The 16156-nt window shown below is 42.0% G+C and carries 9 protein-coding genes; all 9 read right to left on the bottom strand.

All coding sequences use genetic code 11. The features are described from left to right. Positions 1 to 5 precede the first annotated feature (5 nt). Positions 6 to 599 (bottom strand): RNA polymerase sigma factor, encoded by a 594-nt coding sequence (locus IM797_RS16325; RefSeq protein WP_194128220.1) that lies wholly within the window; start codon positions 597 to 599, stop codon positions 6 to 8. A gap of 218 nt (positions 600 to 817) precedes the next feature. Beyond that, a complete protein-coding gene (locus tag IM797_RS16320) occupies positions 818 to 2995 on the bottom strand; it encodes an IPT/TIG domain-containing protein (protein ID WP_194128219.1) in 2178 nt (725 codons plus the stop codon). A 32-nt stretch (positions 2996 to 3027) separates the two neighbouring features. Beyond that, positions 3028 to 6270 carry a carboxypeptidase regulatory-like domain-containing protein gene (locus tag IM797_RS16315; RefSeq protein ID WP_194128218.1) on the bottom strand — a complete coding sequence of 1081 codons (3243 nt, stop codon included), beginning with the start codon at positions 6268 to 6270 and terminating at the stop codon, positions 3028 to 3030. A 24-nt stretch (positions 6271 to 6294) separates the two neighbouring features. Continuing rightward, the gene (locus IM797_RS16310; RefSeq protein WP_194128217.1) at positions 6295 to 7290 is read right to left on the bottom strand and encodes a fasciclin domain-containing protein; all 996 of its coding nucleotides are present in this window, start codon (positions 7288 to 7290) and stop codon (positions 6295 to 6297) included. Between the two features lie 32 nt (positions 7291 to 7322). After that, complete coding sequence (locus tag IM797_RS16305; protein WP_194128216.1) at positions 7323 to 8558, bottom strand: fasciclin domain-containing protein; 1236 nt, start codon at positions 8556 to 8558, stop codon at positions 7323 to 7325. A 10-nt stretch (positions 8559 to 8568) separates the two neighbouring features. Then, the gene (locus IM797_RS16300; protein ID WP_194128215.1) at positions 8569 to 9660 is read right to left on the bottom strand and encodes a fasciclin domain-containing protein; all 1092 of its coding nucleotides are present in this window, start codon (positions 9658 to 9660) and stop codon (positions 8569 to 8571) included. A gap of 22 nt (positions 9661 to 9682) precedes the next feature. Continuing rightward, entirely contained in the window at positions 9683 to 10885 is a 1203-nt protein-coding gene (locus tag IM797_RS16295) for a hypothetical protein (protein WP_194128214.1), read from the bottom strand. Positions 10886 to 10891: 6 nt separating this feature from the next. Beyond that, the gene (locus IM797_RS16290; RefSeq protein ID WP_194128213.1) at positions 10892 to 12625 is read right to left on the bottom strand and encodes a DUF4397 domain-containing protein; all 1734 of its coding nucleotides are present in this window, start codon (positions 12623 to 12625) and stop codon (positions 10892 to 10894) included. A gap of 2 nt (positions 12626 to 12627) precedes the next feature. Continuing rightward, positions 12628 to 16065 (bottom strand): TonB-dependent receptor domain-containing protein, encoded by a 3438-nt coding sequence (locus IM797_RS16285; RefSeq protein ID WP_228098903.1) that lies wholly within the window; start codon positions 16063 to 16065, stop codon positions 12628 to 12630. Positions 16066 to 16156: the final 91 nt, after the last annotated feature.

Here is a 16156-nt window from a genome sequence, read left to right as displayed (position 1 = left end):
AAAAATTAAATAAATAAAATGAAGAGCAGAAACATGGTGATGTCGATATGTTCTTTCAGGTTTTCCCTAAAATATTTAAGCGATGCCAGCATCTGGCTTTTGATCGTATTTACAGAGAGGTTCATATTTTCTGCAATCTGCAGATAAGTCAGATCTTCTTCCCTGCTCAGTTTAAATATTTTTCTGCGCTGAGGGCTCAGCTCTTTTAATTTCAATTGATAAACCTGCTCAAGTTCTTTATGCTGAAGTTCATGGTCAGCGGAATTATGTTGTCCAAGCTGCTGCTCCGGACAGTATTCAATTGGGGTGGTTTGTAATTGTTTTCTACGGATAAAATTGAACAGTACATTTTTCATTGCACGAAAAAGATAATTTGATACTTCTCCATCGATTTGTAGTTCATGTCTTTTCTGCCAGATGGTAAACATCAGATCCATCACCAACTCTTCTGCAACTGCACTATTTTTAACGTAGGTAAGTGAAAAATTGTAAAGTACACTGAAATACCGTTCAAATAACTGATCATAAGCTCGTGTATTGTTTTCACGGCATTCTTCAAGCAATAATTGATCGGATATTTTTTTGTAATCTTTAGCCATTTGATGCACAAATAAGTCACCAGCAAAAATAGGAGTCTGATCAAGCCAATATATTACGCCTATGTTAACTTATAATAAACTATACTTGACATTAACTTACCGCTGCTTCATCTTAAATTGATCTGTAACTCCATTTTTAAAAGACATTAAAAAACCGGATTGCCTTTCGCCAATCCGGAATCGAGTATGAATTAAAAATGAAAAACGTTTAAAACATTCTATTTCAGGAGTACCTTCCTTACAGCTTTATTGCCTGAATCCAGTATATAGATATTGCCTTCTTTATCTACGGCAAGATCATTCATAGATGCTATTTTTGCACTGGTAAGTGTTCCATCGGCGAAACCCGGAGTTAATTTAAATAAAGTAGATACTGCCCTTGTGGCTATATCGACTTCCCTGATGGCATAATTATACCGATCTCCGGCAATCATCTTGATATTGCCAAACAGTGCCAAACCACCTTCAATGCCATTAAATCTGGCAGCTAATCCGATTTCATCCACATAATCAGGATTGGAGGATCCTATTCTTAACATATCATTAGGGTTTGCCGGGTTCAATTTAGATATACCATTGTTACCTGTAGCGCCCTGATCAACGAAATACACTCCCCCGGCGGCGTCTACTACAGTACGGGAATTTGGCCATAAGGGACCAATAACTTTGGAATAATTACCCGAAGGAGTTACACGATTCATCCCTGCACCAAAACCACTAACATTAGCATACATGTTTCCATCATTATCGAAAGTCATTAAACCTGCTGCAAAACCTGAAGCATATACGGTATTTTGCCCTGAAGGCGTAATTTTCCGAATTTCCCTACTGGACTGATCAGACACATAAATGTTATTTTGTTTATCGATAACGATTCCATAAGGCGCAGCAAAGGTGAGGATTGTACCGTTTGATTTTAGTGTACTCACTATCCCATCCGGAGTAATTTTCTTCAGGACTTTATTCGTTGCATCAACGACATAGATGTTCCCATCGTTATCTAAAGCCATTGAAGTCAGTGCACTACCAAAATCATGACTATTTGGACCTCCCGCCAGGGTAATTATGCCGGCTCTTCTAAATTTTTGAGGTGCTAAAGCCTCTTGTCCACCCGTAACGATTTTTAAATCTCCAGTGCTCAATCCGGTAGGGGCATCAAGAACAATTGTGTTTTCAGTTGCGGTTTTTACTGGCGCCAGTATCCCATTAAAATAGACTTTGTTACTTGCTGCGTTTGTACTAAATCCTGATCCATGAATTGTTACCGTTGTTCCTGCTAAACCATTATCGGGACTTACAGAAAAAACACCCAGATTCTGGTCTTTAAACTGCGGACCTTCTGTAACCTGATCATTTACCACTACTTTTACCGTACCGTTACCAGTTCCACCTGGAACGATGAGTTTAATCCGGGTCTCAGTAACAGATTGAACAGGAATGGCTATACCATTAATAAACACTTTATTTTCGTCTGCTATGGCACTAAACAAAGCTCCGGAAATTGTCATTTCTGATCCTTTCGGGCCACTTAAAGGTGTAACCACATCGATTACAGGCGGCGCAACTACAGTGAACACCGGACCGGAAAGTTTTTGTCCATTAATGGTTACCGAAAGCGGGCCTGTATTTACCTGATCGGGAGCAATGACCAGCAGGTGATCTGCAGCTGACGCTGTTACTGTAGCTATTTTACCATTAAAATACACAATATTGCCCGCAGCTTCTTCTTCAAAACCTGTTCCATTGATCCTAACCACAGTCCCTTTACCACCAGATAGCGGTTTGATGCTATTGATCAATTGGAATTTAAAAATTTGACCAGAAGCTTCTTTCCCATCAACCTTTACCATTACAGGGCCTGATCCTGCACCTACAGGAACCTCTGCAATCAAAAGGGTATCCATTACTGTAATCACAACGGCGGCTTTTCCATTAACGAATACCTGGGCTGGCTGCAGCAGACTGCTAAATCCGGCACCAGAAATTTTAATATGGGTGCCTGCCCCGCCATTTGAAGGACTAATTGCGCCCACACTTAATTCCTGATAGGTGTAGCTCCCTACGCTAACTTGTTCATCATTTACTTTAAGACTAATCTCTCCTGATTTTCCATTTAAAGGTGCTCTTAGTACGATTTCATCTGGTGTAACACTAACCACATCGGCATTAATACCACCGAAAGTTCCGGTTACGTGTTCTGGGTTTTCGCCAAATCCTGTCCCCTGTATGGTAACCAGTGTGCCCTGGTTACCGCTGTTCGGAAAGTACTCAGTTATGGAAAGTGGTATTTTGATGGCTTCTATTTTATCTTTTTTACAGGCGCCGATCAAAAGCATGAGCAGGCCTACCAGAATCCTAAAGGTTGTCCCGGTGTTAAATTTTCTTCTGTAATTCATATCGTATATCATATTTCGATTGATCTCCATATTTAAAAAGTATACCTTGCCCCAAACTGAACCTGGACCCTTGAACCATAATAATCTATGCTATAAGGTTTACCTGGATTACTGAATTCATAAACAGGGTAATTGCCTGCATTTTGTGCAGGAGGAAACAAAGTTGGTGTTAAGCCAACACTTGAAGTTGAATTGAAAGTATTGGGCGAGAAATACTGAACGCCCCATTTTTTACTGATCAAATTGCTTAAGTTGATGATATCAGCGGTAAATGTAATGAACCGCCTGCTCCCGGCACTTAGCAGCAGGTCATGTGACAGATGTAAGTCTGCTTGTAAATTCCATGGCGTACGGCCTTCGTTACGTTCGGTAAATGCCCCTCTCCTGTTTTTTAGGTAATCATCTGCGTTCACAAATTGATTAAATGCTTCTGCCTGTTGAGCAGCTGTTGCGGAAGAATTGTCCTGAAAATAACGTATAGCCTCATCACTCCGCGGAATATATACTAAACTAACCTGTTGAGGTAATCCCTGTACGCTATTATTTACTACCCCATAGGTGAAGGGGCTGCCAGATTGTGCACTAAAAAACAATGAGATATTGGTTTTGCCGGCTTTTGACCAGACTTTGTTGAAACCAGCATTTATCACAATCCGGTTTCTGATATCGAAATTACTATTGGCCAGTACTGGATTGTTTGGAATCAAGGCCTGGTTTAATTGCCAGTTAGATTCCATAGAGTTCCGCACACCATTGCTCAAATCTTTAGACTGTCCGTAAGTGTAGGAAAATGAACCTTGAAACCAATCAGAAATACTTTTGTTGATACTCGCGGTTAAACTGTAACGATAGCCCTTACTAGTATTGCTCAACAAATAACTATTAGAAAAACGTGAATCTACAGTACCGCTGTAAATTGGCTGCTGACGGTTCTTGTCATATCCATAATATGTGGGGTTGTCTTGTACGTTCAACTGCTGGAACAATACATCTTTCAGGTTCTTGGTATACATGGCTTCGAGGGTAAATTTCCACTGGCTTTCGGTGGCATAATCGACACCGATACTAGATCGCATTACCTGCGGCATTACAAAACCATTGTCAATTAAGTCAACCTGTGTTTTACCACTGTTTGGATGATCTAATACTGCTCCATTTTGGCTGATAAACTGACCAATCCCATTTGGCCCACCTTGTAGCGGATTACTTCCGGGAACGAAGGGCTTTTGATCTCTTTTCTGATCAAATCCACCAAAACTGTCACCTGTATTGTAATAGGCATAGGCCAGCCAGGCCATTGGAATTCGGCCAGTAAATAAACCTGTCCCCCCCCTTAAGATCAGGCTTTGATCGCCATTCCAGTCAAAGCGGAACCCAAGTCTTGGCGAGAGTTGTACTTTATTTAAAAACTTGTTCTCGATCCGACTCAGCGGAGTGTACTGATAGGTACGGCCAAAATAAGGATCAGAAAGGGCATTTTGAGTTTTTTCACTGAGGTGCGGCATTTCCGGCAAATGTGCCATATCAGCCCTCAGGCCTGGGATGATCTTCAATTTTTCTGACACCCTGATTTCATCCTGAATATACAGACTGTACATATTCATATCAAACTTTGCTGCCTGGTTTTCCAGCAGATCATCCCGGCTATTGTTTCCGTAGCTATAAGCACCACGTACACGATATGGTGTATTGGAAAGATAATCTTCAATACTCAAGTAATCAACACGACCGTTCCAGGCATTAACAAAGCCATAAGAGATGTTATAAAGTTCATTGTGCGTACCCAATGTAAGTGTATGCCTGCCGATATTATAGCTCAAATTGGCCGTAACTTCCAGCGTACGTTGTTTCATATCAAAAATACTGGCCTCGCGGTCTGTTCCCAGGTAAATTGTAGTTCCTGGCGTACGCCCTGCAATCTGCACCTGGGGCAAGCTCGGATTACCCATTGGATTTCTGGAGTCGTTAACTATAGTATAACCTACCAGAAGGTTTCCTGATAGCCGGTTGTTGAACCGGCTTTTTAGCTCGGCAACCGTAGAACTTTGATTGTTCTTTTGTAAAAACGCCATACTACTAAACCTAAAATCCTGCTGGTCACGATCCATATGAGAAGCCTCTGAAAAGATTGTATTGTTGCGCAAAACCAACTGGTGTTTATCGTTGATATTCCAATCCAGACGATTAAAGAGTTTTACTGATTTGGCATAGGTATTAAAGTCTCCAGCAGTTCCCGCTTGAATAAAATTAGCTGCAGAAATCGCAGCTGCATCTGAGGCCGTCAAAATATGACTGGTCTCTGTCGATCCGACCAGCAACTGCTGGGGATCCTGCCTGTGCGTAATCTCTTCGTTGCTGAAGAAAAACAACTGGTCTTTTACAATTGGGAAACCGATACGAAAACCAGTTTGGTAGTCGTAAAAATCACCATTCATCTTACCTAATGAGCCAATTTTATCTTTTCCGGTCAGACTGGCATTCCGACCAAATCCATATACCGAACCAGCAACAGTATTTGTTCCGGATTTGGTTACGGCATTGACCGAGCCTCCGGTAAAATTACCAATTTTCACATCATAAGGAGCCAGATATACCTGCATGTCTTCAATTGCATCCAGGGAAATCGGGTTGGTACGTGTAGAACTCCCGGCCATACCTGAAGTACCTGATTGCCCGCCTAAAGAAGGACTAAAACCAATTGCATCATTATTGATGGCACCGTCGATTGTTACGTTATTGTAACGGAAATTGGCACCACCAAAACTATTGTCTTTACTAGCCTGCGGCACCAGACGAGTAATATCGGTAATGCTTCTGGAAACTGTTGCCATGTTTTTCACCTGATCGGCATTGATGTTTTTTCCCGATCCGTAACTACTAGCCTGTGTACCGCTCTTTTTAGCGCTGATGGCGACTTCAGCAAGTTGCTGTGATTCATCTGAAAGCGCAAAGTTCAAAGTAACTGATGCACCAAGTCTGATGCTAACATCGTCTTTTATACCCGCTTTCATACTCATCATAGCCACAGTAACCCGATAAGGGCCACCAATACGTAAGTTGGGAAGATAATAATGTCCTTTCTGGTCAGCAGATGTTGCATATTTGGTACCTGAAGGCAGGTGGACAGCCATAACGGAAGCTCCAGGCAAGGGTTGACCTAGCGCATCCAATACGCTACCGTTCAATGTACCGCTGGTTTCCTGGGCAATCACCACAAAGGGCAACCACAGCAGGAACAGGAAACTGATTTGTTTAATTATTTTATGTAAGGTCATTTCTGAAATCTTATTTCTTTTTGATTACTGTGTAATTTTCAAAACTGCATCAATGGAATGGACAACGCCATTTCCGCTGAGTACATCCTGTTTTATTAAATTGACAACTGAAGTGTTACCTGTCCCAAGTAGCGTAATTCCTTTAAAATCTCCGGGGATCTGGGGATCTGAGACCAGTGTGATCTTAACAGAGTTACCGTCCATCATTGCCTGTTCAGCAGCGGGTGTTGCTCCTGCAGTCAGTACGTAGTCATAGATGAATCTGCGGTTGGCTAAAATATGATAGCTCACTAGTTTACTTAATACCTCCGGATCCATTTTATTAATATCCTCTACATTACCCAGACCATAGCTTTCCATCGCTGAATTAACTGGTGCAAAAACAGTAAAAGTAGCTTTGCCGTCCAGGGTCGCTAATATACCCGAGCGTCTGAGTGCCTGGTAAAACAAACTCAGGTTACGATCTGAAGCTAAAGACTCGCTGATCCGCTCATGCACATAAGGCTCTAGCACCCTGTTTGTTACCTGAATCAAACCATTGGTCGCTTTAATATTCTGGCTCAGCACTCTGGAGCCATTTAGCGTTAAAATGGTATCCTGCCCTTTAATCCAGCGGGTTGCAAATAGCTTACCACCGTTCGATGACCGGATTTCCTGATTGAAAAGAAAGGGCAGTTTATTTAGTTCATAGGTGCCGCGTAACACGTGGTAGTTCATGATAGATGAAATTCTAGTTGCTGGTGCCGAAAGGATACTCACCGCATTTGGGAAACCAGCCAGGCTAAATGCTGCATCAGAAGGCGCAATAACTGTGAAAGGTCCTTTTTCGAGCATTAAGCTATTCAATCCACTTTGTTTTAAACCTGTACTAAAAACAGCCAGGTTAAAATTATCTGCTATAACAGCGCTAATCGTACCATTAATACTTTCTACCTGTGCGGCTTCTTTTTTACAACTGAATAAACAAGTTGTAAAACCGGACAATAACAGGACAGTTATTATATTTTTTAAATATCTCATTTTTCTATTATCTGAATCGACTGAATGAAGGATCAAAACTTGAATTCCTTGGTTGGAATCAACCTGTCTATGACGTGAATAGGACCCATAAGGGTATTGATTTGTTCAACGACAGTGGCAGCCGGATGTGGAGACTGCTTTGCTTTCACCAATATTCTTCCACTGGCATCGCGTCCAAATTCCAAGGGCATTTTATAAGCTTTCATCCCCGATTCCTGACTGACCATCACATTAAAATCTGACAGATTATCGTTGCTAAAATCATTTATATAAAAAACCATTTGGTTGTATTCCTTTGCATAATCAGAATATGGAATGAATTGCACACCAAAGCGATTCAATGCAAGGAGACTATCTGCAGCATAACCACCGGCCATTGTAAAAGTCTCCCAGTCCAGATATGGTCGAGGTCTGCTGTTATTAAATGCAACCAATGCATCCAGATCCGGATAGCCAGCCTGCTGAAAAACAGCATCTGTTGGTGCAAAAATCGTGGTAAAGTCAATATTTACATTTTCACCAAAGGGGTCATATCTAAGCACCCATCCCGCCGTATACGGGGTTCTCGGGAAAATCCCCATAGAATCTTCCATCCACAACTGATCAAGCATCTCCAACATCCCCAGATACATTCCGAAACGCCCGTCTTCCTGTAGTGCTGTTAAAATCGTTTTAGTAGGCTTGTGTAATACTCTGTTTATTGGCCATAATGTGCCGTTCGCTGTAATAACCGCAGGTAATTTTCCGCTTTTTTCACCATTAATCATCAGTTCACCGGCTATTATTCCCAGGTATTGTCTGTATGCATACTGGTCAAATCTGTTTTGAATTTCCGTTGCGCGCAACCTCAGGTTTAGATTTTTCAACAAAGAAATTCCCTGGGAACTACCCGATTTTGCTGCTACACTTACAGGATCAAATGCACCTAGTACCGTATGATAGCATAACAAGCTATCTAATAATCTGGGTTCCATATCATTGATAACCGAGAGGGTCAACCCTTCTGTAATAAAAGCTTCATCTGTAGGCACCAATAAAGTATGTGGAATATTCTTACCTGCTTCGTTCAGCAGCTTGTCCATATTGCTTCTTTTCCAGGCAGCCTTAAACAAAGTGTAGGACGAGGCATCCAGCGCTTCCTTGAGTGTGGTGGTCAGTTCCTCATGTTGTATTTTTTCACCTTCAATAACCGGTTTATATTCCTCTTTCCGGCAAGATGCCAATGCAAGCAGCAACAAGCAAAAGGCAAATATTTTATGTCTGTTCATCTTTCTACTGTTAATTCTGTTTAAGTGCCTGTGCTGGTAAAACCAGGATACCTTGTAAATCGTGTATCAGACCGTTCTCTGCGACTATATCTATACCCGACTGCAGGTTACTGGACACATTGGATACTTGTTCGTAAGGATAATCTTTAGCTGTCGTAATTGCGATGTCATACGAAAAGACATTTCCTGGAAAGCTTTTGGTACTGTTGACACTGATATACCAGGAATCGCCCTCCAGGGGTATTTTAAAAATGCTTTCACTTTCGTTGATCACGCTCAGAACACGAAAATCTGAAACAAATAAATGCTTATTTTTGAGGATATATGCGCCGAATAAACGTTGTGCATGGTAAAGAGAAGGATCTAATTCTGAAATCATAGCCGCCGTTAGCCCTGCTTTTTCGAACTCCTGGTTCTCTGGCGCATAAACTGTAAATGGCCCGGCCTGTGCCAACTGGTTCCATAAACCAAACCTTTTTAAACCGGATACGAAAATACTATATTTCGAATTTTGGACAAGAAAGTCTTGTATGGTATTTCCAGGACTTGATTTCATTACCCTGTTCAATACATGCAATGCTCCATTTGAAAGTGTGATGTCCTTTCTATTAACTAAAGAGCCATTGAAATAAAGTTCGTTGACCGGGTATGCGCTATTTCCTTTACTATAACTAGCTAAAGAACAATACACTTCTGTTCCCGCAAGGGTCCTGTAACGGACATCGACGCCATTTGTCGGAATATCCTGAAAGAATAAACGCTGGGTAAGTACATGTCTCCTAACCATGTGTTTCAAACTATCGGGATTCATCCGGTCGAAATCTGCAGCTCGCTTAATACCAATGGCATTGAAAGCTGCATCATCCGGCACTAGCAGCGTGAAGGAACCCGCAGCATTTAATTCTGCTGAAAGGCCAGACTTGTTTATTGCCGCAGCAAACAGACTGAGGTCATAATTGTTTTTGACAAAATCGGCCGCTGGCCTGAAATTTTCATTTTCCTTCGCTACAGTAAGTTCATTATGCTTACAAGATGCTACACTGGCCAGTAAGCCAGTCAGGATCAATAAAAAGAAAATGTGAAATGTTTTTTTACGTTTCATCTGTATTTTTGATTCAATTCCATTAATAAACCGGTGGTGCATATTTCCTTTGCACGGTAGTCAGGTAAACATTACCATTCACAATTTCAATCGTATTAACAGTTGCAAAAGACCGTGGATTATAGACTCCCGAGTGGATGTTTACAATCATATTGGGTAACGTTGCACCATTGTCCGACGATAGTTTTGTTTTACCATTGAGTACACAATTGATGGGTGCCCAACTGTTGTCGTTCTCTTGAGTATTAAAACCGTAAGGGACATTGTTAATGTCCATTCCCGGTGCCAGCAGCTCAAATCGCTGCCACAGATCTGTCGTGATACCACCTGCATCCCCATCTGCAAACAAAGGAAAACTCTGGTATGGGCTTACTTCAACGGCACTGGTATTTCTGCTTACAGAAGTCATCAATTTACGGGTATGCCCGGCTATTGAAGTTTTTAGTGCGGGTGCGCCTTTATACAGGGTATAAAATATATTCATCTGGTCTTTAATACCATTTGCCAGCGCTCCTTTTTCGAAATTTTTCCCATTCCCAGTTTTGCTATAATTGTCTATCTGCCAAAATCCTTTTGAACTCATGTTGTAGAAGTTGACATAGACCTGTGAATCAGAAAGAGAAAGTTTGTGAAAATTCTCCTTCCGCAATAAAATTCCATTTTCTTTGGTTGCGACATCTTTTTGAAGGATATGCAAGGTGTATACTTCTTTGCTATCCAGTACCAGATTAGTATCAATTAAAACACTTTTTTTATACCTGGCTTCCAAATCAAAGAATGGAACAGAATTTTTTGGACGGAACATAAAGACCACACGATGCTTACCCGAAGGAATCTGCGCCCAGCTACTCAAGTCAAACCCGTTTAAAACAGGTCCGACCAATACATTTTGGCGACCTGGATATTCCGGATTATTTACGGAACTGCCGTTTCCGATATGTGACGGATAAGGCGGTGCATAGGGCTCACGCTGATCCAGATAATCGCCCTTGATGGCAGCACTGACTGGCATGCCCTGTCCATCCATTACGGGATCGATCAGCATGGTTAAAAAGGGTATTGGTTCATCTTTATTTGTAATCCCGATTTCATAATTCAGGTTATTAAAAACCCTTAAGTAAGCTGGGTCGTCTATTTTAGCGTAGTTAATTTTCTTACACCCTGAAACAATGAGCAGCATTGTAAGTGCGAAAAATCCTAAGTATTTAATTTTTAATGCGAGCATAGCTGTTTATTTATTGTGTTTCAGAACGATCATTGTTGCTTTCTGTTCGGAGCCCGAAGGTGCAGCGCTGCGACCAATTAAAGCGATGGTATAAATGCCTGATTCGTGGTTTGGAAGAGTTCCCCTCACATACAGTTCGGGTCTGGCGATCAGATTTTGTCCGGTTAGAACCGGAATGTCATCAGCCCATACGCCCGGAACTGTTTGCGGTGACGAACGGTATGCCAGAATTTTATACGGATTGCTGTCACGAATTAAACTTACATAAGGACTTTCGATCGGAAAACTGCCTGTTGTCAGGTTAGTTACAGCTGCATCGTTAAACGTATAATTGGCCTTAAAACTCTGTCCGTTATTGGTGGTAAAAGTCAGGTAAGGCAAATCACTCATATTTAAGAAGCGTACACTGACCGGAAACTGCTGCAGGTAGCCACTATTTGTGGCATCATCACTTCCACCTACATTAAATCTTCCACTCATATCATTGGCAATAACATTAATTTTTGCCTGCCCTGCCTGGTCGCGGCATAGCCATAAACTGAGATTGGTATGGGCTTCCAGTTTAAGCTGAGTACCGGCAATGATATTTCCCATTGCATCTGCAGCCTCAATCTTATAATTCCCCCTGATCAGGGTCTGTTCTGCAGAGTGCCCGCCGTAAGGAATTGACCCTTTAAGTAACTGTCCATTGATGATCAGACTGATCTTATCTATTCCTGTTATGGCGTGAATGCCCTGCATTTTTGCATAGGTTGTATTGAGCGGCTCAGCCACATCATTAATGAGGCGAAATGCATTTTGATATATGGTCAGTTCCTCTCCTGTATCGCTGAAACGATAAGGAATCCTGAATTTGGAAGGTGAAACCACGATTGTGTACACACCACCAGGAGCATAAGTTTTCATAGGTGCATAAGTAAGATCAATATCCGGCCTGGGTATCGAGGAGCTCATTTCATTAATAATTTGTGAGCTACTTGGTTCTATTAATCCGTTGAATATAGCAGAAACCTCTGTTCCGGTTTTAGACAATACCTTAAACTGCACAGTGCCATAAGGCAACTCGATATAATCGGATGCCTCGCCCGGCAAAATACGAGTTGTTTTTGCATTGACAAGTGTTCCGTCTGCCCAGGCCAGGCTCATTGCGCCCACCAGATTTTCCTCCCCCTGGCTCGTATTAACCGCTGCTGATAGATTGATGATTCTGATTTTGAAATTCGCTGGGTCTATTGGTGCAGTGATGTCTCTTTTAAAGGTTTTTAGCAGCGTACGCCCATCGTTTGGTATTCCGATTTCTGAAGTAGACTGTGTAAAATAGTAGTCTATAGACTGATTTCCTTCTTCGCTGACCTCAGCCGTTGCCTTGCCATTGAGACCGCTATAAGATTTATCTTCCAGCATTAGCGAGGCTTTGCCTTGATTTAGCAATTCCTGCGGCATATTCCAGATCACGCCTATTCTTCCATTATCCGGAAAATATTTAGTAGCCGGATATCTGCCCGCCATTGGATCATTAACACCCCGCACCACATAATTGGTCAAGGTATCACCGTTTACCTGTACCTGGTTATAGCCGCCCAGATTGATCACCCTCAAAGTGGAGCTTTTACGACTATCTGTAACCGGACGGTTGTCGTATGTGACATCCAGCTTTTCCTTTCTACAGGAAACCAATGCCAGCAACAGCATGAGGCCAAAAATTAACAGGCCGTTTCTATATTGTTTGATTTCTTTCATGGTTAAAACAAATTATAAGTGAATCCCATCATTATTTCACTCCCCCGTTTATAGGCGCGGTTCAGGTATTTACTGCCATACCATACGCCTCCTGTTCCCGGATTGGCATATACCGTTTCTATGGATGGGTTAAGCAGGTTTTTCATATAACCTTTAAAGATTACGCGTCTGGCTATACGCTGACTGAATACAAAATCCAATACCGGCACAGGACGGGTATATAAGTCCGGTTCTCCGGTCAGATTAATTTGCACCAGCCTCTCTCCGACCATATTAAAGGTTCCTGTTAAGGTAGTCCCTGATTTTTTGTTGTCATAATTCAGCCATCCGTTGATGGAGTATGGCGCCTGTTCAAACAAAGGGCTATTGTCTGGCGAATGGCGGTCCAGTGAGCGGTTTGCTTCCAGCCTTGCCGGGGATTTTTTGATGTCGCTTTCTGCCAAAAGCAGGTTTGAACCGACAAAGAAATTTTTAAGCGGATCCCATATGCGACCAAGATCCTTCACGATTTCGATTTCCACTCCCCAAACCTTACCAATGTTCGGATCATTTTCAAACCTGATGGTTGGATATTCCGGATAGGTTGCCGCAAGCCCACTTGTTTGCAGGTTAAACACTTTGTACAATTGGTTTTTTATGCGTTTACCAAACAATGAAAATGCGATGACTTCTCCATTGTTGGGAAACCATTCCCAGCGAAAATCAAGATTTTGCGTAGACTGATTGATTAAATTTGGGTTCCCAACAACCAGGCCCATCTGGAAGGCATCAAATTCAAATACATTTGTAATTTCTCTTAATTCCGGTCGTGCCAGCGTTGTATTGTATCCAGCACGAAAATTCATGTTTTCCTGATAATTGTAGGTCGCGTTAAGTGAATAATAAGGTTTATATCCTACTTTGTAAACCGAGTTTGGACTGATCTGCGACAAAGGGATCTTAGTCCCCCCAACACCAGGAGCGGTCAGTTGCGGATCAAGAAAAACATTTGCAGTATCTACAGCAGATTGGATATTGGTTGATTCAAAACGAACTCCTCCAGTGATCCTCAAATCTTTAGTTATTTTTAAATCAAGCATGGCGTATCCTGCCTTGGTTTCGAAAAATCCGGTATAGTTGTTTGGAGATTTCTGGCTGTTGTACAGAAAACCACCTATAGGCCCCGCACCTTCAGCACCACCTGCTACAGGCAAATGAATACCCACAATATCGTTACTCACCAATCTGTCCAGATTACCATTAATCTGGTATAAAGGCAGCGTTTTCTGCGAGGAGAAATTCGATCCCGGCAGAAACAATACATTTTCGGTGAAAATGCGGTCGCGGTTCAGGTAGTTCAGCCCTGTTTTTAGCTCCTGTCTGCTCCCAAACAGTTTGAATGGGATGATTAAATCTGCTTTATAGTTATAATTTTTTTCATCCAGATTTCTATAACGACGCCCGTTAGGCTCCGCCTGTATGATCCCATAAGCACCAAAACCATTTACATATCCGGAACTAAGCGCATAAAGATGGTCTGTGTAGACATACTCATCAGAACCATTTGCTGGTCCCAGAACGGGTCGGCTATAATACGCCCCTCCCCTCGGCGAATAGTCTGCGAGGGTGACAAAACGGTAGTCTGGATCGTTCTGTCCTGCTCTTGACGATGCGATATTGTAACTCAATCTCGGCGAATACGCTGCGTCAAGAAATTTATGTTCCCCTTGTAGATTAAATGTATTTAGCTTTCGGTAAGATTGCTTCAAAGAGTAAATGGTACTTTTAACATCTCCAGGCAAGCCTGTATATTCGTACCTTCCGTTCAGGTGTGTTGCCTGTGTTTCAGCCCCCCAGCTACCCAAATACTGCATACTGATTTCGTGTCTTGGGTTAAACCGATAGGTGAGGCCTAAAAGTGTACCATAATTCAGCGTTTCTGTACCTGTGTTCTCCTTATAAGTCTGATATTTACCCATAAAAAGACTGTTAGGGGTAATGTAGTTAGGAATATTTCTCGGACTCTGAACCTGTGGATTTCCAGTAACTACCCCCTGATAAATGCTGTATTGCTGAACATCACCGTCAGAAATATCAGTTGTCCTGCTGTAATAATTCGCCCCGGCAATCACACCCAGTTTATGTTTCTTAAATAAGGTATAACTGTTACCGAAGGTTGCAGAATACAGTTGATTTATTGGCGACTGCTTATACTTTGTGGTCATAACCGGGTCGAATCCCTGCATAATCCCGTTAATGCGTCCCACTTCTTGTTTCACGGAAGGACTATAACCACTATTGGTAATCATATTTTGTATCTGTGTCAGGCCACCTTTATATTGTTTAGAAAGGTTAAGAAAGTCTTGTGACAGATTCTTTTTGTTGATATTAAGCCCTAAAAAACCCATATCACTATTGTAAAAACTGTTGTGTGAGCCACCAATCCCGATATTGGAATTAAACCCGCTCTGTACAATTACGTTAACAATCAGACTATCGGGTACCGACTTGGTTTTTAGTTCTACAATACCAGCTGCGGCATCTGCGGGCTTATCCGGTGTGATACTTTTATAAATGGTAATGTTATCCAGTAAGGAAGCAGGTACCAGATCCAGTGGAATGGCACTGCGATCAGGATCAGAAGAAGCCAAACGTACGCCATTCAGCTGACCGATAACGCTTCTATCACCCAGTCCCCGTATGGCCACATATTTATCATCGGTTACCGTTACACCAGATACCCTTTGGAGTGCCTGCGTAGTGGTCACACTTCCTGTACGCTCAATCAGCTGCGAAGAAATTGCATCCTGGATGGTAGCAGATTTCTTCCTTTCATCCAGAACGGCGACTTCTGTGTTTGTTTTCCTTCTTGCCTGTACAGTAACCTCTCCCAGTTGCGTTGCAGAAGCACGCAAAGCGATGGTGATGTCTTTACTATTGGCATCTACCTTGATTTCACGCATCTGATATCCCATATAGGAAACCTGTAATACGGCTCCGCCTTCAGGGATGGTCATTTTAAACTTGCCATTCATATCCGTTGAGGTGCCGCCACTACTACCTTTCACTTTAATGCTCACACCAATCAGTGTTTCGCGGTTCTTCTCATCAATAACGGTTCCCGTTACCACAATGGGTACAGGTTTACTGTCGATAACAATATACCCTTCTACTGCCTTGTATTGTAAATTGGTATTGGCAAGTAACTTATTAATCGCATCGCGGATCGTAATCTGCGTAGCGATCAGGTTTACATTCTTTTTTACAGCTTGCACAGATTGCTCCCGGATAGAAAACTTAATGTTGCTCTCCTTAGCAATAACCGACAAAGCTTTCGCCACCGTCACGTTCTCTAAACGCAGGCTTATTTTATGATCAAGATCCTGACTCTTCACATTGCTGGCCAGCAACATACCCATGAAGGTAAGCTGAACCGCAATGAGGATAAAAGAGCATTTCATAATAAATCGAATTGAAGGATATAGTTTTAATCCTTTTTGCATATTTTTGAACATTACTGGTTAATTCGCTGCAAGGCGATGATCTGTTATA

Origin of the sequence: Pedobacter sp. MC2016-24, from assembly GCF_015223055.1 — a bacterium.
Taxonomy (GTDB): Bacteria; Bacteroidota; Bacteroidia; order Sphingobacteriales; family Sphingobacteriaceae; genus Pedobacter.
This window is presented reverse-complemented; position numbering and strand designations above follow the sequence as displayed.

What these genes read in the sequence shown, in the direction of transcription:
- IM797_RS16325 (WP_194128220.1), bottom strand. Translation starts at nt 599, where the DNA reads ATGGCTAAAGATTACAAAAAAATATCCGATCAATTATTGCTTGAAGAA.
- IM797_RS16320 (WP_194128219.1), bottom strand. Translation starts at nt 2,995, where the DNA reads ATGAATTACAGAAGAAAATTTAACACCGGGACAACCTTTAGGATTCTG.
- IM797_RS16315 (WP_194128218.1), bottom strand. Translation starts at nt 6,270, where the DNA reads ATGACCTTACATAAAATAATTAAACAAATCAGTTTCCTGTTCCTGCTG.
- IM797_RS16310 (WP_194128217.1), bottom strand. Translation starts at nt 7,290, where the DNA reads ATGAGATATTTAAAAAATATAATAACTGTCCTGTTATTGTCCGGTTTT.
- IM797_RS16305 (WP_194128216.1), bottom strand. Translation starts at nt 8,558, where the DNA reads ATGAACAGACATAAAATATTTGCCTTTTGCTTGTTGCTGCTTGCATTG.
- IM797_RS16300 (WP_194128215.1), bottom strand. Translation starts at nt 9,660, where the DNA reads ATGAAACGTAAAAAAACATTTCACATTTTCTTTTTATTGATCCTGACT.
- IM797_RS16295 (WP_194128214.1), bottom strand. Translation starts at nt 10,885, where the DNA reads ATGCTCGCATTAAAAATTAAATACTTAGGATTTTTCGCACTTACAATG.
- IM797_RS16290 (WP_194128213.1), bottom strand. Translation starts at nt 12,625, where the DNA reads ATGAAAGAAATCAAACAATATAGAAACGGCCTGTTAATTTTTGGCCTC.
- IM797_RS16285 (WP_228098903.1), bottom strand. Translation starts at nt 16,065, where the DNA reads ATGAAATGCTCTTTTATCCTCATTGCGGTTCAGCTTACCTTCATGGGT.